The sequence below is a fragment of the Streptomyces sp. NPDC079020 genome (genome assembly GCF_044542225.1).
Lineage (GTDB): Bacteria > Actinomycetota > Actinomycetes > Streptomycetales > Streptomycetaceae > Streptomyces.
Genome location: NZ_JBITUB010000009.1, coordinates 51,759 through 74,394 on the forward strand (window position 1 = coordinate 51,759; position 22,636 = coordinate 74,394).

Annotated in this window: 3 protein-coding genes; all 3 read right to left on the reverse strand. The window is 71.9% G+C overall.

Translation table 11 applies throughout. The features are described 5' to 3' along the window. Positions 1-88: 88 nt before the first annotated feature. Genes ACIGJO_RS20225 through ACIGJO_RS20235 form a run of 3 tightly spaced genes read right to left on the reverse strand, consistent with a single transcriptional unit; the run spans position 89 to position 22,635 of the window. Positions 89-20,293, reverse strand: coding sequence for an SDR family NAD(P)-dependent oxidoreductase (locus ACIGJO_RS20225; RefSeq protein WP_399959844.1), 20,205 nt, complete (start codon positions 20,291-20,293; stop codon positions 89-91). Next, positions 20,290-22,362, reverse strand: a complete 2,073-nt coding sequence (asnB, locus tag ACIGJO_RS20230) for an asparagine synthase (glutamine-hydrolyzing) (RefSeq protein WP_399959846.1) — start codon at positions 22,360-22,362, stop codon at positions 20,290-20,292. Before asnB ends, ACIGJO_RS20225 begins: the two co-directional genes overlap by 4 nt. Before the next feature lie 15 nt (positions 22,363-22,377). Further along, positions 22,378-22,635 carry a phosphopantetheine-binding protein gene (locus ACIGJO_RS20235; RefSeq protein ID WP_399959848.1) on the reverse strand — a complete coding sequence of 86 codons (258 nt, stop codon included), beginning with the start codon at positions 22,633-22,635 and terminating at the stop codon, positions 22,378-22,380. Position 22,636: the final 1 nt, after the last annotated feature.

Here is a 22,636-nt window from a genome sequence, read left to right on the forward strand (position 1 = left end):
GGGTGTTCCCGCCGCCGGGCGGCCGCGGGGCGGAGCCCCGGCCGGCGGCCGGGCTCCGTTCGCGCTGTGCCGGTGGCACACGGCTCCATCAGAACCTCTCCCGGACGTCGCTGTGTTCGGACAGCCACTGGTGGACGGCGAGGGCGGTCGAGCCGGCGTGCTCCTCCAGCATGGAGAAGTGGTCCCCCGCGACCTCGGTTCCCAGATGGTCCAGCGGCCAGCCGGCATGGGTGTCGTCGCCGAGCAGTTCGGGCAGGGCCCTGTCCTCCGCGGCCCGCACCAGCAGGGTCGGGGTGGTCACCGGCAGCGGGCGCCAGCCGTCGAGCAACCGCGCGTACCACGCCATCGCCGTGAGCTGTTCGTCGACGACCGGAAGCCGCGGGAACCGGTCCAGCAGCCGCCGCGTGATCACCGTCATGCCCCGGGCCATGGCCTCCCCGGCCGACCGGGGCGTATCGAGCAGCACCAGGGCGGCGGGCGGAGCGCCGGCCGACTCCAGCCGTCGTACGAGCTCGTGAGCCAGCCACCCCCCGGAGGAATAGGCCCCGATCGCGAACGGCCGCCCCTCGAACCGCCGGAGCAGCTTGTCCGCGAGCCGGTCCGCGGCGGCGCCCAGGTCCACGGGCAGCGGCTCCCCGGCCTCGTATCCCGGGACGGCGGCCGTCCATACCTGGCGGCGGTCGCGGAGCGCGGCGGCGAACTTCACGTACTGGAACGGGCCGGTGGGGGCGATGAGGGAGGGCAGGCAGACCAGCGCCGGTCCCTGTTCGCCCTCCGAGAGCCGCAGGGTCTCCGGCTCGGGTCCCGCCCCGGCCGCGAAGGTCGGCCGGAGCCGGGCGGCGATCGACAGCAGGTCGGCGGCCTGTTGCGGGGTGCCGGTCTCCAGCGCGGTGCGGAAGAGCGCGGCGATGGGGTGCGACGCGGACGGGGTGTGGGGCGCCGTCCGGTCCGGGGGCCGCGGCGACGGCGGGGAGGTGTCACCGGGATCGGCAGCGGAGACGGGTGTCTCCGACGCGGAGCCCAGCCGTGCGAGGAGCGCGTCCACATCGGCGCCGCCGGCCGTCAGGAAGTGGTCGGCGAGTTCCTCGATGGATTCGGCTTCGAAGAGCAGGGTGGACGACACCTCGCCGAGATCCTCGCGCAGCGCGTTCGTGAGCTGGAGGACCAGGATGGAGTCCATCCCGTAGTCGCTGAGCGGTGCCGGGAGGTCGATCTTCTCCGCCGGAACGCCCAGGGTCCGTGCCGCCTGTTCGCGGAGGTACCCGGTCATGGTGCCGGACCGGTCGCGCGTACCGGCGCCGGGGACGGTGACGGTCGCGGCCCCGGCCTCCGGCTGGGCCGGGATCGCTGTGGGAGTCACCGGGGCGACGGGGGCTGCCGGGGCCGCCTGGGCGGGAACGGGTCCGGGCAGTGCGGTGGTGGTCCCGGGCGCGGTCCTCACCGGTGCGCGCCCGGTCGTGGATTTCCGCTGTGCCGTCGGTGCCACGGTCCGGCGCGCGATCCCGTCGCTCTCGGCGGCGATGATCTGCTGCCCGAGCTCAAGTGCCTGGGGCAGCACGGAGACGACCGACGGGAACCCCTCGCCCGCCAGCACCTCCCGCCAGTTGGCGGGTGACAGCGCGGGCGAACCCGGCACGCGCAGCGAGTGGTCCTCGAAGAGCCACCAGCCCTCCAGCAGCCCGAACGTGAGGTGGCTGGAGAGATCGAACGTCGCGAGCTCGTTCATCAGGAGCCACCCGCCGTCGCGCATGGTCGCCTTGGCGTTGCGGATGGTGTTCCGGGTGTCGCGCGTCGCGTGCAGCACGTTGGCGGCAATGACCAGGTCGTAGCCGCCGACGTCCATGCCCTGGCCCGCCGGCGGCTTCTCGGCGTCGAAGCGGGCGTAGGTGAGATAGGTGACCTCCGGTCCGTACTCGGTCCGGGCGTGGTTCAGGAACGCCTTGGAGAGATCGCTGTACGTGTAGGTCTCGATGTGGTCCTGGAAGGGGCGCAGGGCCGCGAACATCCCCACGCTCGTACCGCCCGTGCCGGCGCCGATCTCCAGGATGCGAAGACGTGCGGACGGGTCCAGTCGCAGCCGTTCGGCGACGATGGCGGCCGCCGCGTCCGACATGGCGCGGTTGTACATGTCGGCCACGCGGTTGTTGCGGTACGTGCCCTCGACGAGCGCGACGGAGCCGCGCGGGAACATGATGTCGGTCGGCCGGGTCCGGCCGGTGAGGATGTCGGGCAGGGCCCGCAGGGTGGCGTCGAGCAGGGCGAGTTCGGCGCTCTTGTCGGGGTCCTGGGACCACTGCGCGCGGCACCGGTCCCACTCCTCGTCGAGGACGGCGAGCGGCGGGGCGGACTCCGGTACGGCACGGAGGGCGTGGTCGAGCCACGGGCCGTACCGCTCCAGGATTCCGGCACGCCGGCGGAGTCCGGCGACATCGGCGGCGGACGAGGGTGTGCCGGATCCGCCGAGGCCGCCGAGCGCTTCGAGGTGGCCCCGGATCATGCGGGCGAGGAGCGGATCACGCTCGGTCCTGCGCCAGGTGGCGATCGCGCGCATGGCCTCCCACGCGGACGGTTCGGTGATGCCCGCCACGAGGGCGGCGGGGGCGACGTGGGCCGTCGCCCTCGCGTGGACCGTGAGCCGTGTCGCCGGGTCGATCCCCCCGATGGCGTCGGGACTCTTCAGCTTGATGAAGCTCAGCTGGCGCTGCGGGCCGCCGAGCAGTGTGTCGAGTGCCGCCATCGCCTCCGGCGGTTCGATCGAGGCGAGGCCCCAGCGCGCCATGTGTTCCCGGTGGAATTCGGACGAGGCGCTGCCGATGCTTCCCCACCATCCCCAGTTCATCACCTTCACCGGGCAGGCCCAGTGCCGGCCGAGGAAGTGGGCGTAGGCGTCGCTGAAGGTGCACCCGGCCGCGTAGTTGGCCTGGCCCGCGGCCGTCGTGAACGACTGGACGGACGAGAAGAAGAGGACGAAGTCCAGTGGCTCCCGCGCGAACACCTCGGCCATCGCCACGCTGACGTCGATCTTCGCGCCGAGGCTCGCCCGAAGGGTCGCTTCGTCCATCCTGGCCAGGCTCTGGTCCCGCAGGACGAGCGCCGCCTGGATGACGCCGTCGATCCGCGGGTGATGCCTCCTGACCTCCTCATGGGCGGCGCGCAGCGCGACGGGGTCCGCGGCGTCGGCGGAGATGTAGCGCACGCTGCCGCGGCCGGTGTTCAGCTTCGCCTCGATCGACGCGTCCAGCGGACGGCGGCCGATCCAGATCACATGGGCGCCGTAGCGCTGGACGACATGCTCGGTCCATACGGTGCCGAGTCCGCCCGCGCCTCCGATCACGACATAGACGCCGCCTTCCCGGTACGCCGCCCGCTCCGTCTTCCCGGGGTCGTTCGGCGCCCAGCGGCGTACCAGCCACTGGCCGGCGCGGCGCACCAGGACGTCGTGCCCGAAGGGGCCGGGGAGCGCCTGAAGGTCCTCGGGCAGGTCGGTGGTGTCCAGGTCGATCCGGCGGACCGACCAGTTCGCGTACTCCTGCCCGAGCGACCCGAACAGCCCGTGCAGTCCGGCGTGGGCGGGTGCGGCCTGCTCACCGTCGTACGTGGCCATGGCTCGTCGCGTGATCAGGGTCACGGCGAGCGGGCGGGCGTCGTGGCCCGTGCGGACGAGGGCCTTGATCATGCGGAAGGCGGCGATGACACCGTCCTCCTGGGCGGCGGTGAAGCCGGCCGTGTCGGTCGGCAGGAGAGCCGTCCCGTCCTCCCGGCCCGCGTCGGGCGCGATCCAGACGAGATGGCCGATCGTCGCCGACGCCCGGAGCCGGGAAGCGATCTCGTCCGTCGACGCGCCCGGTGCGAGGTCCCATTCCGTGGCTCGGGGGTACTGACGGGCGAGCGCGGAGCGCTGTCCGGCGCTCCCTCCCACGACGAGCACCCGGTCCGCGCGCGGTGGTGCGGCCTCGTCCGAGGCGTGGCCGGACAGGGGTTCCCAGACCGGTGCGAACAGCGAGGGAACCGGTTCCTTCACCCGGCGCGAGGTGTAGCCGGTCATCCGGACACAGATCCCGCCGTCGTCGTCGACGAGGTCCACGTCGAGGCGGCTCAACGCGGTGGGCGTCCGCGTGGCGTCCGCGACGCGGACGACCGCCCATACCCGGGCCGGGCACGGGGCGAGGAGTTCGAACCGGTCGAGCGCGAACGGCACCACGGTCTCCGGCGGGTCTCCGCCCTCGGTGAGGTGCAGGGCGGTCGAGGCCTGGATGGCCGAGTCCAGCAGGGCCGGGGGCAGGACGTACGCGGTGTCGGCGGGGGCGGCCCCGCCGGGGAGGTCGAGCCGGGCCAGGACGGTGCCGTCGCCGACATGTGCCTCGTGGACGGCGCGCAGCGAGGGACCGTGGACGATGCCCATCGCGGCGAGCGCCGCACGGATGCTCTCCGCCGATACGGTCTTCTGGCAGGCCGCGCGGAGCGAGGCGAGGTCGACGCGGCCGGGACGGGGCGTGCCGGAGGGTGAGAGGCGCCCGGTGGAGACCACGACGGCTTCGCCGGCCGGGTCGCTCTTCGCGGCGATCTCGAAGGTGAGTTCGCCGTCCTTCGCCGGTTCCACCAGGACGTCGACGCTCAGCAGCGCTCCGTCGAGGGCGGCCGGCCGTACCCAGGTGATGTCGCGCATCAGCAGGGGTTCCGTTCCGGCGGCGCCCCAGGCCCGTACCGCGGTCTCCCGTGCCATTTCGAGTTGGGCGACGCCCGGGAGGACGTGCTGTCCGCGCACCGTGTGGTCGCGGAGGACGGGCTCGTCGCCCCGGAACACCGTCGAGGCCCGCAGTGCGCCGGAGTTGCCGGGCACGGCCCGGGACCCGTGGATCAGGGGGTGGTCCGGGGTGCGTACCGCCGCGGGGCGGGCCGGCGGTGCGGGGGACGTGGGCGGCGGCCCGGCCCAGTGGCTCTCGCCGGCGAAGGGGTACGTCGGCAGGGGGACCCGCAGATGGGCTCCCGCCGCGAACACCGTACCGAGGTCGAGGTCGGCTCCCCGGGTGATGTGCCGGGCGAGAGCGGTGAGGTCGGCGCGGTACGCGCCGGTGGCCGCCGGGTCCGCGCAGCGTCGCAGCACCGCTTCGCCGTCGTCCTTCGCCGCGCCCGCTCCTCCTCCGCGCGCCGGCGACGCGCGGCCGGTGAACGCCCGTGTTCCGTCGAGCCCCTCGTCGAGGATCCGCAGCAGCTCGGCGTGGTCCGAGGCCACGCAGGCGAACCGGTGGGCGAACCGGTCCCTGCCCACGGCGAGCGTGTGGGCGAGGTCGCCCAGGTCCGGGGCGTCCGCCCGGCGGATGTGTGCCGCCAGAGCCGTCAACTGCCGGGCCAGCTGCTCACGCGAGTGCGCCGAGAGGACGACGAGGTACGCGGAGCGGCGCGCGCGGTCCCGTACCCGGGAGGCGGGCGGCGCCTCCTCGATGACGAGATGGGCGTTGGTGCCGCTCGCGCCGAAGGAGCTGACGGCTCCCCGGCGGGGGCGGCCGCCGGACGGAGCCTCCCAGCGGTGGTTGCGCGTGCTGGGGTAGAAGGGGCTGTCCTCGATGCTGATGGCGGCGTTCGGCTTCTCGAAGTGGAGCGAGGCGGGGATCTGTTCGTGCCGCATCGCGAGAAGGATCTTGAACACCCCCGCGACTCCGGCGGCGAACTGGGTGTGCCCGAGGTTCGTCTTGACCGATCCCAGGGCGCAGTAACCGGTCTTCCCGGTGCCTGCCCGGAACGCACGGGTGAGCGCCGAGAATTCGATGGGGTCGCCGAGCGGGGTCCCGGTGCCGTGCGCCTCCAGGAGCTGGATGGATTCGACGTCGATGCCGGAGGTCTCGTAGGTGTCGCGGAGCAGCTGCTCCTGCGAGACGGAGCTGGGCGCCGTGATGCCGTTGGTGGCACCGTCGTGGTTGCTGCCCATGGCGCGGATCACGCCGTGGATGTGGTCGCCGTCGGCGAGGGCGTCGTCCAGCCGCTTGAGGACGAGCACCCCGACGCCCTCGCCCGGCACGAAGCCGTCGGCCCGGTGGTCGAAGGTGTGGCAGCGGCCCGTGGCCGAGAGCATTCCGGCGCGTCCGGCCCGCTCGTAGAGGCGTGGTGTCGACTGGACGAAGACACCGCCCACCAGTGCCATGTCCGTCTCGCCGGACCGGAGTCCCCGGCACGCCAGGTCGATCGCGACGAGCGAGCTGGAGCACGAGGTGTCGACCGCCAGCGCGGGACCTTTCAGATTCAGGAAGTAGGAGACACGGGCCGGGATGAGGGAGGCCATGTTCCCCCAGAACGCCTGGGCCGGCGCGTCCTGTCCGACGATGTCCTGGTAGTCGCCGTTGGAGCAGCCCACGTACACACCGCAGCGGGTGTCGCTCAGCTGCCGGCCGGCGTATCCGGCGTCCTCCAGCGCCTTGTACGACTCTTCGAGGAGCAGGCGCTGCTGGGGGTCCATCGCCGCGGCCTCGACGCCCGAGATACCGAAGAACAGCGGGTCGAACCGGTCGATCCCGTCGAGGAACCCGCCGCGTGTGCAGCGCGCCGATCCATCGGCCCCGGTGTCCGCGAGATCCCATCGGGTGGCTTCGGTGACGAGATCGTCACCGTTCACGAGGTGGGTCCAGAGGTCGTCGAGTGTGTCGGATCCGGCGTACCGTCCGCTCATCCCGACGATGGCGATCGGCTCCCGGTCGGTGGAGCGGCCGGCGGGCCGGTCCGCGGGAGCGGTGTCGAAAGGAGCGGCTGAAGTGATCCGCGGCCGGTCGTCGGCACTCGCGGCCCGCGCCGGGGCGGGGGCGTCGATGCCGCCGTACTCGGCGAGCAGATGCGCGACGAGACGGTCGGCGGAGCTGTGGTCGAAGACGACTCCGGTCGAGAGGTCGGTGCCGAGCGTCTCGTTGAGCAGATGGACGAGCCGGACGGCGAGGATGGAGTCGAGTCCGTAGTCGGCGAACGCGAGCCCGCCGTCGAGTTCGTCCGGGGACATGACCAGGACTTCCGCGATCTTCTCCGTCACGAGGCGCGCGACCCGTTCGTCCCGGGTGAGACCGGAGTCCGCCTCGTCCGCGGGCTCGGGTGCGATGTGCGCGGGTGCGATGTGCGCGGGTGCGATGTGCGCGGTGGGCTCGGGCGTGCTGGGCCGCGTGATCCCGGGCGTGACCGGCCGCGGTGCGGCGGGGGCGGGAGCACCGCCCCCGGTCACCCGGCTGACGGGCTCCAGGTCCCCGATCCAGAACCGGTCCCTGGCGAACGGATACGCCGGCAGGGAGATCCGGCGGGGCGGGGCCGCCGTGTGCAGCATCGTCCAGTCCAGCTCCACGCCGCCGGCCCAGAGCGCGGCCAGCTTGTCGTGCTTGCCCGCCCGCGCCCACCGTTCGATCAGCAGTTCCCGCAGGTCGTCGTCGGCGGAGATCTCTGCGACGGCTCCCGGCAGCTGTCCGGTGCTGCCCCGGTGGACTCCCTGCGTGCCCGTCCCGTCCCCGTCCTCCGTGTATCCGCGCAGTACGCGCCGGAGTTCGGACAGGGAGGCCACGGTCACCGCCAGACGTTCCTTCATCGCCTCACGTCCGGTCTGCAGGGTGAAGGCGAGGTCCGCCAGGGCGACCGCGCCGCCCTCCGCGTCCCTCCGTTCGAGGAACGCCAGCAGACGTGCGGCGGAGTGCCGCAGCCGCTCCGGTGTCCGCGCGGAGAGGACGACGATGTGCTCGCCCCCGTCGGGGGCCGCCGGGCCGCCGCCGTCGGCCGCCGCGTACTCCTCAAGGATCACGTGTGCGTTCGACCCGCCGGCTCCGAAGGAGGAGACCGCGGCGATCCGCGGACGTTCGGACTCCCACGGTGTGAGGGTCCGCTGGACGAAGAACGGTGTCCCGTCGAACCTGATTCCGGGGTTCAGCTCCTCGGCGTGCAGGCTCGGCACGAGCGTGCGGTGCTTGAGCTGGAGCACGGCCTTGGTGACCCCCGCGATGCCCGCGGCGGCCTCCAGATGGCCGATCCCCGACTTCACGGACCCGATCGCGCAGAACTGCCGCTCGTCCGTGGACTCCTCGAAGGCGAGCGAAAGGCCCTTCACCTCGATCGGATCGCCCAGCTCCGTACCCGTGCCGTGCGCCTCGACATAGCCCACCCCGCGCGCCGGAATCCCGGCCCGGGTCAGCACCTCACCGATCAGTTCGGCCTGGGCGGTCGGGCTCGGCACCGTGTAACCGTGGGACCGGCCGCCGTGGTTGATGCCGGTCCCGCGCACCACCGCGAGCACCCGGTCGCCGTCCGCGAGAGCGCGTCCGAGCGGTTTCAGCAGCACGGTGCCCACGCCCTCGCCGGGCACGAACCCGTCACCGCCGCTGCCGAAGCTCCGTACCCGGTCCTGCGAGGACAGCATGGTGGAGCGGCACAGCTCGACATAGTCGGAGGGGTGCAGATACAGGTTCACCCCACCGGCGATGGCCACCTCGCAGGAGCCGCGGCGAAGGTGCTCGCAGGCCTCGTGGATCGCGGTGAGCGAGGACGAGCACATCGTGTCGATCGTCAGGCTGGGTCCATGGAGGTCCAGGACGTACGAGGTCCGTGCGCTGAGCGAGGCGAAGGACAGCGCGGGCGCGACCGTCTCGCCCGAGGGCAGCCGGGCCTCGCCGTGCCGTGCGTGGCCGGACTTGGTCACACCGGCGAAGACCCCGACGCGGCTCCGGTGGCGGCGCGCCAGCTCCTCGCGGGTGTAGCCCGCGTCCTCGATCACCTCCCAGGAGGCCTGGAGGAAGAGGCGCTCCTGCGGATCCATGGTGTAGGCGTCGCGCGGCGCGATCCGGAAGAAGTGCGGATCGAACGCGTCGAAGTCGTCCAGGAATCCGCCCCATTTGCTGTAACTGCGCCCCGTGGCGATGGCGGTGGCACGGTCGGGTTCGTAGAAGCCGTCCAGCGGCCAGCGGCCGGGCGGGATCTCCGTGATGGAGTCCCGTCCCGCCTTGAGGTTCTCCCAGAACTCGTCGGTGTCGGCGGCCTGCGGGTAGCGCCCGCTCATTCCGATGATCGCGATGGCCTCGTCGGGGCCGGGCGTGCCGGGGGCGCCGGAGGCCGCGGAGCCGGGCCGTGCCGCCGTGGTCCGCGCGGTGCCCGACGGCACGCCGGACGCCGTGGCGGAGGGTGCGTCGGTCCGTGTGCCGGGAGCCGAGGGGGCCTGCCTCCCGGCGAAGTGCCCGGCCACGGCGCGCAGTGTGGGGGATTCGTAGAAGAGCGTCGTCGGGACCTCTCCGTACACGGTGGACAGCTCCCTGTTCAGCTGGACGACCATGACCGAGTCGAGGGCCATGTCGTCGAGCGGCCGGTCTGCGTCGATGTCCAGGAGCGGAAGCTTCGTGACGCGGGCGAAGAGTTCCACGACCGAGCGGAGTGTCTCCCGGTCGGGCTGCCCGCCGGCCGTCCCCGGCACGGACGCGGGAGCGGGAGCGGAGTCAGCGGCAGCGGAGTCAGCGGAAGCGGAGGGGGAAGCGGAGGGGGAAGCAGCGGGAGCGGAGGCGGCGGTGACCGCCCGTCCGGGGACGGCCTTCGCCGCGTCGCCGTGGTGCACCCAGATCTGGTCCTCGCCGGACTCCGCGAGCCGCCAGGCGCCCAGCAGGGCGTCGATTCCCTCCTCCGACTCCATGGGCACGAGGCCGCGGTGGCGCCGGAGGTAGGCGCGGGCCGCGTCGTCGACCGTCATTCCCCCGTCCTTCCAGAGCGGCCATGCGATCGAGACCGTACGGCCCGGCCGCTCCCCCGCCGCGACGCGTGCGTTGCGGCGGGCGGCGTACGCGCCGAGATGGGCGTTGGCTGTCGCGTAGTCGCACTGACCGGGATTTCCGGTGATGGCGGCGCCCGACGAGAAGAGCAGGAAGGCTTCGAGCGGCAGATGCGCCGTGGCCCGGTCCAGGTGCACCAGGCCGTCGGTCTTCGGTGCGAGGACGCTCTCCCATTCCTCCGCGGACTTGTCCGTCAGATACGCGTCGTGGATCACGCCCGCCGCGTGGATGATTCCGTGGATCGCGCCGCTCTCCTCGTCCACGCGCGAGACGAGATGACGCACCTCCTCCCAGCGGGAGACATCCGCGACGGCGTACCGGGCGACCGCCCCGGCCTCCCGCAGCTCGTCGAGCAGCCGGCCGGTCCGGGTGTCCGGTGCCGACCGGCCGACGAGGATGAGCGTCGGGCGTACGCATTCGCGCGCGATCCTGCGGGCGACGACGGCGCCGATGCCGCCGGCACCTCCTGTGATCAGGTACACGCCCTCCGAGCGCCACGGCGTGCCCGTACCGGCGGCCTCCTTCGGCTCCCAGGTCCGCACCCGTCGTCCGGCGCCCCGGTGCAGGACGAGTCCGTCGTCCGCCTGCCGTGCGTTCTCGGCGACCAGGGCCGCGATGCCGTCCGCGTCGTGCTCCCCTTCGAGACCGACGACCTGCCCGGTGATGTGCGGGTGTTCGAGCGTCGTCGTGCGCAGGAGTCCCGCCAGCGCCAGTCCGACCGCTTCGTCGCCGTCCGACGGTGTCACCACCTGTACGAGCGTGGCACCGCCGGCCTGTCCGGCGAGCGTCCGGACGATCTCGAACACCTGCCGCGAGAGGTCGGTGAAGCGGCTCTCGGGACGCTGCTTGGCGGTCGTCACGGTGTGGCGGAGCGCGTTCGGCAGCCGGCGTCCGACGGCGTCCCGCGCGGCCGCCGCCGCTCCGCAGAGGATCACGGCGTGACGCGTGTACGTCACCTCGCCGGCACCGCCCGATGTCACGGGTTTCGGGGTCCAGCGGGGTACGAGCAGCGTCGTCGTGGCCGCGTCGGCGGGCACGGCGGGACGGCCCGACCCCGCGGTGCCTCCGGCGGCCGCGGCGTTTCCGGCCGCGGCGGTGCTTCCGGCCCCAACGGCGCTGTCCGGGAGCCAGTACCTGTCGCGTGCGAACGGGTACGTCGGCAGATGCGCGCGGCGCGGCGGGGCGGAACCCGTGGCCCCGTGGAGCCGGCGCCAGTCCACCTCGGTGCCTTCGCTCCAGCGTGCGATCGCGTCGTCGAGGCCGTCCGGAACGGGCCCGGTGCCGCGCCGCGGACCGGATGTCGCCCCGTTGACGAACTCCCGCAGATTTTCCGCGAGTTCACGACGGGATGCGACGACCCAGCCGGCCCGTACGGCCATGGCCTCGCGCCCGGTCTGGAGCGTCCACGCGATCGAGGCGAGCGGGGCGGGCCGGGGGACGTCGTTCTCGATATGGGCGAGCAGGTCCCGCGCCCGCTCGCGCAGCTGCTCCTCCGTACGGGCCGAGAGGGGTACGGCCACACGGTCGCCGGGGCCGTCCGCTTCCTGCCCCGCAGGCGCGTCCGTGCCCGGTCCGGCGTGGTCCTCGATCACGACGTGGCAGTTCGCACCGCCGAAGCCGAAGCTGCTGACTCCCGCCCGGCGCGGCACGGGAACACCCTCGCGGTCGCGGGAGCGTTCCCAGGGTTCACTGGCGCGCACGAGGCGGAACGGGCTGTCTTCGAGCTGGATGTAGGGGTTGATCTCGTCGCAGTTGCGGGTCGGCGGCAGGGTGCCGTGTTCCATCGCGAGAAGCACCTTGAGCAGCCCGGCGATACCGGCGGCGGCTTCCAGATGCCCGATGTTGGTCTTCACGGAACCGAGTCCGCAGGTCGCGGCGCCGTCGCCGCCCAGCTGCCGGAAGGCGCTCCGGAGCGCGCGCACCTCGACGGGATCGCCCAGGGCCGTACCCGTGCCATGGGCCTCGACATAGCCGATCGTGCGGGGATCGATGCCGCCCAGCGCGCGGACCACGAGGTCGGTCTGCGCGGTGCCGTTCGGCGCGGTGAGGGAGTTCGCCCGCCCGCCGTGGTTCTCGGCGTTCCCGACGATCACGCCGAGGATGGCGTCCCCGTCGCGCTCGGCGTCCGCGAGGGGCTTCAGCAGGACCGCGCCGACGCCCTCGCCCCGGACGTATCCGTTCGCGTCGCTCGCGAAGGTCTTGCAGCGTCCGTCCGGGCTCAGCATGCCGGCCCGCGCGGCGCTGACGAAGGTGTCGACGCTGAGGAGCAGGTTCACCCCGCCCGCGATCGCGGCCTCGCACGCCCCGGAGCGGATCGCCTCGACGGCCCGGTGGACGGCGACGAGCGAGCTGGAGCAGGCCGTGTCGACCGGCTGGCTGGGACCGTGGATGTCGAGTACGTACGAGATGCGGTTGGCGAGCATGGAGTGGGCGTTGCCCGTGGAGGTGAAGGCGTCCGGCGGGGTGCCGTGGGCCGCGAGCAGAGTCGCGTAGTCGGTCCCCGAGACGCCGAAGAACACCCCTGTGCTGTCCGGCAGGCCGGAGGGGGTGTACCCGCTGTGCTCCAGCGCGTTCCAGACCGTCTGGAGCGCCAGGCGGTGCTGCGGGTCCATCAGCTCGGCCTCGCGCGGCAGGATGCGGAAGAAGGCGGCGTCGAAGGCGTCCACGTCGTCCAGGACGCCCGCGTGGTGCGGGAATTCGGACGTCTCCACGATCCGCGCGTAGGCCTCGTCGTACCGGTCGGGCGGGAACGCCGTGACGTTGTCCGCCCCCGCGGCCAGGTTCGCCCAGTACGCCTCCAGGCCGGGTGCGCCGGGGAAGCGGCCCGCGGCCCCGATGACGGCGACCGGCATGCGCGGGTCCGCGGGCGCCGGGCGGCGCGGGGCGGTTTCCGGCACGGCGTCGACGGCATGGGGGGCCTCGGCCGTCCCCTCGTGGACCGGGCCGAGGCGACCGGGGGCGGCGCGGTGCCCGGCGGGGTCCGGCGGGAGCGACCGTTCGTACGCCACGCGCAGCGGGCCCTCGTATTCCGCGGCGAGGTGCCTGCCCAGTGAGTCGAACGTGTTCCGGTCGAAGAAGACCGCGGGCGTCAGATCGATGCCGAGCCGCTCGCGCACCCGCTTCGAGAGGGAGACGAGCGAGATCGAGTCGAAGCCGAAGGCGTCGAAGCCCGTACGGGGGTCGAGTTCGGCGAGTTCGAACTTGAGAATGCCGCTCGCCATCCCGCGCAGCTCGTCCACCGCGAAGGAGATGATGCCGTCGCTGTCCTCCCGCGGCTTCCGGCTGTCCGTTCCCTCGGTCGCGTCCACAGCGCGTACGCTCACTCCCTCTTCCTTTCGGGGTCCTTCGTCATCGCCGCACCACATGTCGCGGAGAACCGCGGTCACTTCGCCGTGCCGGTCCAGCAGGGTGACGGAGCCGCCCAGGCCCTCGCCGTCCGCGGTCACATCGAGGACGACATGGGCCACCGGTTCACCGGCGGCGCTCCCCTCGGCGAGGAGCCGGATCTCGTCGATCCGGTGCGGTGCGGTCCGCGCCCAGTGCGGGAGGCCCGCCCGCTTCGCCTCGTACTGGATGCCCTGCGCGACGGCGGCGAGGACGTGCGGCGCGAGGGTGACGTTCGGTTTCACATGGTCACGCTGGAGCTCGGGGGCGGTGACCTTGAGCACCAGCCGTCCGTCCGGCAGCCGGTGTGCGCTCTCGGTGCCGTTGAGCTCCGGCGTGTATCCGATTCCGCCTTCGGCGAGTTCCGCGAGGAATTCGGCACGGGTGCGCGGTTCCAGCGGTCCGGCCGTGAGCTGCGCCACCGCGATCCCCGTGAAGGCCTTCGCGCGGAGCCCGCCGGACGGCGGCGTACGGTCCTCGTCCCCCGCGGTCACGTCGAATGCCGCGACGGCCACCCGGGCCCCCGACGCGTCCTGCGCGAACACGAGGGCCGAGGCCGACTTCCCGTCGGCGGCGGGCTCGAAGGACGTCGTCAGACGGACGGCGGTCGTCCAGGGCACCGGGCTCTGCAGGCGCAGCCGGCGCACGACCGACCCGTCGGAGAATCCGGAGACCTTCGTGGCGGCGATCGCCAGATCGACGGCGTACGTGGGGACCACGGTGCGCCGGCTGTCGTGGTGCTCCCCCGTCGTGCAGCCGTAGTCCAGGAGATCGTCCAGGTGCAGGTCCAGCACGTACCGCAGCCCGCTGACGTCGGACACGTTGCGGCCGAGGAAGGGGTGGAGCTTTTCGCGGAGCGCGAGGGGTGCGGTCACGGACGGCGCGCCGTCCTCCTGGGCGACCCAGCAGCGCACGCGCTCGAAGGGATACGCGGGGAGGGAGACCCGCCGGGGTGCGCGCGTGCCCCGTACGGCCCCGCTCCAGTCGACGCTCCTGCCGCCCACCCATGTGGCCGCCAGGGTCCGCAGGTCCTCGGAACGCCGGTCACCGCTCGCGAGAGCCGCTGCGAGGTCCCGGTTCCCCGCCAGATAGCGGTCGACGGCGGCGATGGCCTCGCCGGTGGTCCTGGCAAGGAATGCCCAGCGGTGCGGGAGTTCGTTCTTGCCGACGCGGAGCGTGAAGGCGATCGACGCGGTGTCCGTCTCCGTTCCGGCGGCGAGGTACGCGCGGAAGCGGCCGAGGTAGGCGGCGAGCGCGGATTCGTTCATGGCGGAGAAGACGAAGAGTTCCTCGGGCCCGTCCCCCGTACCGCGCGGACCGCCGCCGGTACGCGGGTATTCCTCCAGGATGATGTGCGAGTTCATCCCGCCCGCACCGATCGAGGTGATGCCCGCCCGCCGGGGGTGGGTGATCCTGCGTCCGTCGACGGTGGTCACCGCCGGCTCCCAGGTGGCCAGTTGCTGCTGGACCCGGAAGGGGGTGCGGGAGAAGTCGATGTCCGGGTTCGTCACCGAGCTGTGCAGCGAGGGGGCCAGCTTCCCCTTCTGGAACTGCAGGATCACCTTCGCGATGCCGATCATTCCGGCGGCGTGCAGAAGGTGTCCCATGTTGGACTTGACCGAACCGATCGCGCAGAACTGGCTGTCCTGTGTGTACTTCTGGTAGGCGGTGGTCAGCGCCTTGACCTCGATCGGGTCGCCCAGCGAGGTCCCGGATCCATGGGCTTCCACATAGCTGATGGTCCGCGGGTCGACCCCCGCGTCGTCGATGGCCTTCTCGATCGCGCGGGCCTGCATCCGCGGGCTGGGGACCGTGAACCCGTTGCGCACACCCGCGTTGGCCAGTGCCGTTCCCTTGATGACCGCGTACACATGGTCGCCGTCGCGCTCGGCCTCGACGAGCGGTTTGAGGACGACGGCGCCGACGCCCTCACCGAGTATGGTCCCGTCCGCACCGACGCCGAAGCTCCGGATCACGTCCGAGGTCGCCGTCGTGAAGTGCTCCTGCGAGGAGCTGATGAGGTTGTAGGGGTGCAGGAGCAGGTTCACCCCGCCCGCGACGACCATCCTGCACTCGCGCGCCCGGAGCATCTGCACGGCCTGGTGCACACAGGTCGAGGATCCCGAGCACATCGTGTCCACGAAGATCGAGGGCCCGGTGAGTCCGTAGAAGTACGAGAGCATGTTGGGCAGCGTCCCCGTGTAGCTGCCGCTGGCCTGCGACCCGCGCGTCAGGCTGTTCTGGAATCCGTACAGGCCGTAGTGGTTGCTCATGGAGCCGACGAGTACGCCGACGTCGCCCTCGTACATCCGGTGGATCGTCTCGCGCGAATAGCCCGCGTCCTCAAGTGCCTCGACGCCGGTCCGGAGGAACATCCGCACTTCGGGCGACATGCTCTCGGCATCACGCTTGGAGATACGGAAGTAGCGGGGGTCGAACGTGTCGATGTCCTGGAGGAAGGTGCCGGTGCGGATGGAGCTCTTGCCCAGGACGCTGCGGTCGCGGCTGTAGACCGCGTCGTAGTCCCAGCGCTCGCGCGGCACTTCCCGGAACTCGTGGCGGCCCTCTTCCAGCACCGACCACAGCTCGTCGAGCGTCCCCGCTCCCGGGTACGTCCCCGAGATGCCGATGATCGCGATGTCGTGGTAGTCGTCGCGGCCCGGTGCGGGGGCGGTGCCGTGCCGGTCCTCGGCGGTGGGCGTGGCGGTGACCGGTGCGAGGTGTGAGGGTGCGGCGGGAGCCGGCGCCCCCGCCGCCCCGGCCGCCCCGGCGGCGGCCGGCGGCGGGTCTCCGGCACCGAGGACCGCGCGCAGCGTGTCGCCGTGCTCCGCGATGAAGTGGCCCGCGACGCCCTCGATGCTGGTGTGCTCGAAGAAGATCGTCTTGGACAGCGGGCCGAAGAGTTCTTCGAGCGACGAGGTCGTCTCCAGGATGGCCAGCGAGTCGATTCCGTATTCGACGAGGTTGGCCGTCTCGTCGATCGTCCCGGGATCGCGGTGGAGCACGTCGCCCACGATGCGCCGCAGGAGTTCCGTCGTCCGTTCCGTCAGGTCTTCCCCGGCGACGGCGGGGACCGTCTCCACGGGCACGGAGACGGGTGCCCGCGGGGGCGGGGCGGCGGCGGACGTGAGTGTCGCGGCCCCGCCGTAGGCCACCACGACCTGTTCGGGCCCGTCGCGCAGGACGCGCCCCAGCACCCGGAGGCCGTCCTCCGTCGGGAGGGGCTCCCAGCCGCGGTCCCGGCGCACCGCCTCCCGTGTCACGGGGTCCACGGTCATCCCGCCGTCGGCCCACAGCGGCCAGCCGACGGCGCAGGTCCGCCCGGTGCGCTCGCCGAGGCCGACGAGGGCCCGGCGATGGCGGGCGAAGGCGTCCAGGAAGGTGTTGGCCGCCGCGTAGTCCGACTGCCCAGGGTTGCCGAACACCCCCGCCACCGAGGAGAAGGTGACGAAGAAGTCCAGCGCGAGACCGCGGGAGGCGGCGTCGAGGTTGAGGACGCCGTCGATCTTCGGCTCCAGCACCGCCCGGAGATCGGAGGCGTCCTTGGTGAAGATGTACGAGTCACGCAGGACGCCGGCCGCGTGGACGATGCCGTCGAGCGTTCCGTGGTCCCGGGTGATGGTGCCGGCGGCCGCGTCCACGTCCGCCTTCGACCCCACGTCGGCGGGGAGGTAGTGGGCGTCGATCCCCTCCTCGCGCAGCGTTCGCAGGGCCGCCTCGCTCGCGGGGCCGGGCGCGGACCGTCCGCTCAGCACGACGGTGACCCCGGCGCACCGGCCGAAGTACCGCGCGACATGCAGCCCCAGGCCGCCGAGCCCGCCCGTGATCCAGTAGACCCCGCCCTCTTTCAGCGGCGGGATCCCGGGCCCCTCGCCCAGGTCGAGTTCCACGGTCCGGGACGCCTCGCGGGTGCCGTCCGCGCCGTAGCGGATCTCGCAGTCGGGCCCCCGGTCGGCCGCCTCCGCCCGCAGGATCTCCGCGATCCGCTCCGGCGGCGCGGTGTCGAGTCCGGCGACGCGTACGAGACGGCCCGAGATGCGGGGGTTCTCCAGCACAAGGGTCCGGAACAGGCCGGTGAGCGGCGCGTGGTGGTGGCGCGGTGTCCGGTCGTCCACCAGGGTGACGAACCGGTGCGCTCCGGTGGGCTTCGACCTCACCAGTTCCGCGACGTGTCCGAAGACCAGACCCAGCACGGCACCGGCACCATCGGCGACATGGGCGGGCGCGACCTCGGGGAGGCCGGTGACGGTGAAGCCGGTGGTGTTCTCCAAGGCGGCGCGGTGCGCGGCCGCTCCCGCACCCAGGTATCCGCGCACGGACGGGAAGGACGCCGCCCCGGCCTCGTGCGGGTCCAGGGGCGCACGCACCCAGTCGACAGCGGCGGTCACGACGCCGGTGCGGGTGCCGCCTGCGGGCCGCGCCGGGTCCGTGCGCTGGACCAGCCCGCGCAGGGCGACGCTGACGACGCCCTGCGCGTCGCAGAGGTCGATGTCGAACATGTCGAGCGTGCTGTGTCCCGTACGGCGCCGCACCCACGCCCAGGTCTCGGACCCGCAGGGGCCGTACACCGTGAGTTCCTCGAAGGCGAACGGCAGTGCCGGGCGCTCGGCCTGCTGATCCGACGTCTGTGCCATGAGCACGAGCGAGGCCTGGAGGGCCGCGTCGAGCACGCTCGGGGGCAGTACGCAGCCGGTGTCGCCGGCCCGGCCGGCGGCGGGCTTCCCGATGCGCGCGACCACTTCCCGTGCGCCCAGCCGGATCTGCTCCAGGCCGCGCATGGCGGGCCCGTACTCCAGCCCCCGGGCGTGGAGGGCCGCGTACACCTCGGCCGGTGCGCGCTCCCCGGGGCAGGCCGCCAGCAGCCGGCCGAGATCGAGCCGTTCCGGCCGCTCGGGCCCGCCGATCACGGCGATGCCCGAGCTGTGGGCCACCGGTTCGGTGGTTCCGGTGGAGATCTCGAAGGCGATCGCGCCGCTGTCCTGCGGGGTGAGCGCCACGTGCGCGTCCACCGGTGAGTCCCCCACGACGAGCGGGCGCGTCCACGCGACGTTGCGGAGTGTGAGTACCACGGGCTCCTCGGCCTCGCGCCCCACCGCGCGCACCACCGCGGCGCGCGCCATCTCCACCTGGGCCGCGGCCGGCAGTACCCGCCGCCCGCCCACGATGTGGGCGGCGAGGAACGGCTCCTCTCCGGAGAAGGCCGAGCTGTAGCGCTGCCCGGCGGGGCCGGAGGTGTCGGTGTGAACGAGCGGGTGTGACACGGCGCTTCCACTCGTCGGGGGCGTCGTGCCCGTCGCGGTTTCCTTCGGCGGCGTCCTGAACCAGTGGCGCTCACGGGCGAAGGGGTACCCGGGCAGGCGCACCCGCCGTGGACGCTCGCGGAGGGCGTCCCGGCCGTGCTGCTCCGCCCAGTCCACCGCCCCGCCGTTGACCCAGCGTGCTCCGGTCGTGCTGAGGAGGTCGGCGCTCCCACCGGCACCCGGTGCACCCCCGCCCAGGTGGACCTCTCCCTCGGCGCGGGTACCGTCGGCGAACTCCGCCAGCAGCACGGCGAGTTCGTCCCGGTCGGCAACGACGAACGCCACCCGCGCGGGCATCGGATCACGGCCGGTCCACAGGGTGTACGCGATGTCGGCGAGCGCCTGCGAGGGCTGCTCGCGCAGATGGGCGAGCAGGTTGCCGGCGACCGCGCGCAGCCGTTCCGGTGTCTTCGCCGAGAGCGGCACGAGCTGAGCCTCCCGGCGGGCCGCGTCGTCCGCGCCTTCGTGGACCGCGTCCGCCGCCCCGTCCCCTGCGGGGTGTTCCTCCAGCACGACATGCGCGTTCGTGCCACCGAAACCGAAGGAACTCACCCCGGCCCGGCGTGGCGGGATGATTCCGTCCGGTCCCGCGGGCGGCGCGTCCCAGGGCAGGCTGTCGCGGACCACGTGGAAGGGGCTGTCCTCGAACTTGATGAGCCTGTTCTGATTGCGGAAGTTGACGGTCGCGGGCAGCGTCCGGTGGGCCAGGGAGCCGATCACCTTGGCGATTCCGGCTACGCCCGCGGCCCCTTCCAGATGGCCGATGTTGGTCTTCACCGAGCCGATCCCGCAGCTCGACGGTTCGGCGACGGTGCCCTGTGCCGTGTGCAGGTTACGGAAGGCCCGCTTCAGGGCCATGATCTCGATGGGGTCGCCGACCGGCGTTCCCGGACCGTGCGCCTCGATGTAGGACACGGTCTCCGGGCGGATTCCGGCGCGGGTGTAGAGCTTCTCGATCAGATTCGCCTGTGCCGCCGGGTTGGTGACCGTGAGGGAGTTCGTGCGGCCGCCGTGGTTGGTGGCGACTCCCTTGATGACCGCGTGGACGAGGTCACCGTCCTCGACCGCCCGGTCGAGGGGTTTCAGCAGAAGGACGGCTCCGCCCTCACCGCGCACATAGCCGTCGGCGCTCTCGTCGAAGGCGCTCGCCCGGCCGGTGCGCGAGAGCATGCTCGCCTGGCTGAAGGCGACGAAATGCTTCGGCGACCAGATCAGGTTGACTCCGCCCGCGAGGGCGAGGCCGCACTCGCCGTTGCGCAGTGCGCGGACCGCTTCGTACACGGAAACGAGGGAGCTGGAGCACGCCGTGTCATTGGTGATGCTCGGACCCTGGAAATCGAAGTGGTACGAGACACGGTTGGCGATGATCGAGTAGGCGGTGCCGGTGGGGAAGTAGACGTCCGTCCTGGCCCCTTCGCGTTCCATCATCTCCGCGTAGTCCGCATGGCATACGCCCATGAAGACGCCCGTTTCCGTACCGGCGAGCCCGCTCGCCGCGTAACCGGCGTCCTCCAGGGCCCGCCAGGCGAGTTCGAGTGCCATGCGCTGCTGCGGGTCCATGCTCTCGGCCTCGCGCGGCGAAATATTGAAGAAGTCGGCGTCGAAGCAGTCCGCGTGCTCGATGAAGCCGCCCCAGATGCTGTTCGTCTTCTGGGCCCCGCGCTTCGGATCGCCGAAGTACCGCTCCTTGGACCAGCGGTCGGAGGGGACCTCCGAGATGAGCGAGCGGCCCGCGAGAAGATGGCGGCTGAGTTCTTCCAGTGTGTCGGCACCGGGGAATCGCAGGGCGAGCCCGACGATCGCGACATCGTCCGGCGCGGGCGCCGGTCCGGCCGTACTCATCGGCGTCCTCCCGTCCGGGGCATGGCCTCGGTGAGTTCGTGTCCGGCCGGCCCGGGCCGCCGGGATGTACGGTGATCCACGATCGTCCGCACGGTGAAGCCGGCCGGCGGGGCGGTGTACCGGTGCGTCCCCCGGCCGAGGACGTACTGCTGGTTGAGGACCGCGGTCGAGAGCAGATAGACGAAGGCCTGGTCCTCCTTCGTGCTGATCTCCCCCTCCGGCGTGGCCATGATCTTGGTGACGAGTTTCCGCGCGAACACCGGGTCGATACCGTCGATCTTCCGCAGTTCCGTGTCCGAGAGCAGCAGGTCCAGATAGTCGGGCCGCTGCTCCTTGAACACGGTCGCGCCGGGCGCACGGTAGGGCTGCTTCCGCCGGGTGAGACTCGATTCCGGCAGCTCGCCCCAGAACGCCTTCTTCAGGATCGCCTTCTCCTCGAAACCGTCGTCGAACCGCAGGTTGACCGACGCCGCCGCGCGGACGACCGCGGGATCGAGAAATGGACAGCGGTTCTCCACGCCGTGAGCGAGGCTCATGCGCTCGCCCTGAGTCGAGAGGAGGTAGCCGGGAAGGAGCGTCTTGTATTCGAGCCACTGCGCCTTGCGGACCGGGCTCAGTGCGGCGTAGCCGGCGGTCGCCTCCGTGAGTGCCAGCAGGTCCGCGAACGGTTCGTCACGCCGCCCGACCAGCCGTGCGGCGAACCGGCCGTTCTGGTAGCGGAGTTCGTGCGAGAAGAGTCCCGGCAGCCGCTCGACGGCGAACTGCTCGAAGAGGCCCTTCAGCCGCGCCCGGTTCGCGGGACCGAAGTGGCTCAGCTCCGGGTGGAGACTGCCGAGCCTGGCCATCCGCTCGTCGTCCGACAGGTCGTTCCAGGAAGCACGCAGCAGCGTCTCGCGGAAGAGTGAGTAGCCGAGGAAGGCCTCGTCGGCGCCTTCGCCGCTGAGGATCACTTTGATTCCGGCATCCCGCGCGTGGCGGGACAGAAGATACATGGGGACGAACGCCGCGCGGAATGCGGGCACTTCGGCGTGATACACCGCTGCGGGGAAGTTCGCCGCGATATCGGCGTGCGAGACGGCGATGGACGAGTGGAGCGTCCCGAGATGCGAGGCGACGACCTGCTGGCTGCTCGACTCGTCGAAGGCCGCGTCCTCGAACTCCACCGAAAAGGTGCGGACGTCGTGCGAGGAGAGGTCCGTGGTCAGCTTGGTCACAATGGAGGAGTCGAGGCCGCCGCTCAGGTAGACGCCGACCTCGACATCGCTCCGCAGCCGCACCTCGACACTCTCCCGGAGTGCTTCACGGACAAATGCGGCCGCTTCGCGTTCGGAACCGATGAACGGAGGCACATCGAGTTCCAGCGCGGCGTAGTCGCCCGGCGTCGCCCGCCCGTCCCGAACGGTCAGGTATCCGCCCATGGGGACTTGACGGATGTGCCGGAAGGGAGTCCGGTCCGGCAGCGGCGTCCATACGGCGAAGGTCGAGGCGAGTTCATGGGGATCGAGTTCGAAACGGAACCCGGGGAAGGCCTGGAACGCTTTCATCTCGGAGGCGAAGAGGAATTCCCCGCCCCGGCCGTCCGGCGCACCGCCGCCGGGGCCGTCGCCGGCCGCGCCGTCGACGTAGAAGAGCGGACGCTTGCCGAACCTGTCGCGTGCCAGGAGAAGATCGCCCGTCAGCACGTCCCGGATAGCGACCGCGAACGCCCCGTTGAGACGCGGCAGACAGGCGAGCCCCCATTGGGCCCACGCCTGCACGAAGACCTCGGTGTCCGAACGTGTACGGAATTGGCGGCCGAGCCCGCGCAGCTCTTCGCGCAGTTCGACATGGTTGTACAGCTCGCCGTTGAAGCAGATCCAGTGGCGTTCCGCCGGGTCCGCCATCGGCTGTGCGCCCATGGGGAGGTCGACGATCGACAGCCGGGTGGTGCCCATGGCGACGCCGTCATCCAGGTAGTAGCCCGCGTCGTCAGGTCCGCGGTGGTGAATGAGCGACAGCATCGAGGCCATGACCTCGGGTATGGCTCCGGCGTCGAGCGTGGGCGAGACGAAGCCTGCGATTCCGCACATGCGGGGTCTCCTTGCTCAGTGGTCGTCGCGCTCGGCGAGTTTTTTCGCGATGAAGGCGTCGATGGCCGCCAGCGAAGAGAAAATGTTCGCGATGAACTCCTCGTCCGTCAGCTGGAGCGAGAAGTCCTTTTCGAGGGAACTGAGGAGCTGAATGTATCCGAAGGAGTCCATCACCCCCGCCTTGAAAAGATCACTCTCGGCCGTCAGTTCATCATCGAATTCCACGAGAAACTGATCCTCGATAAGAGCCTGGATACGCCTCGTTCGGTCCATG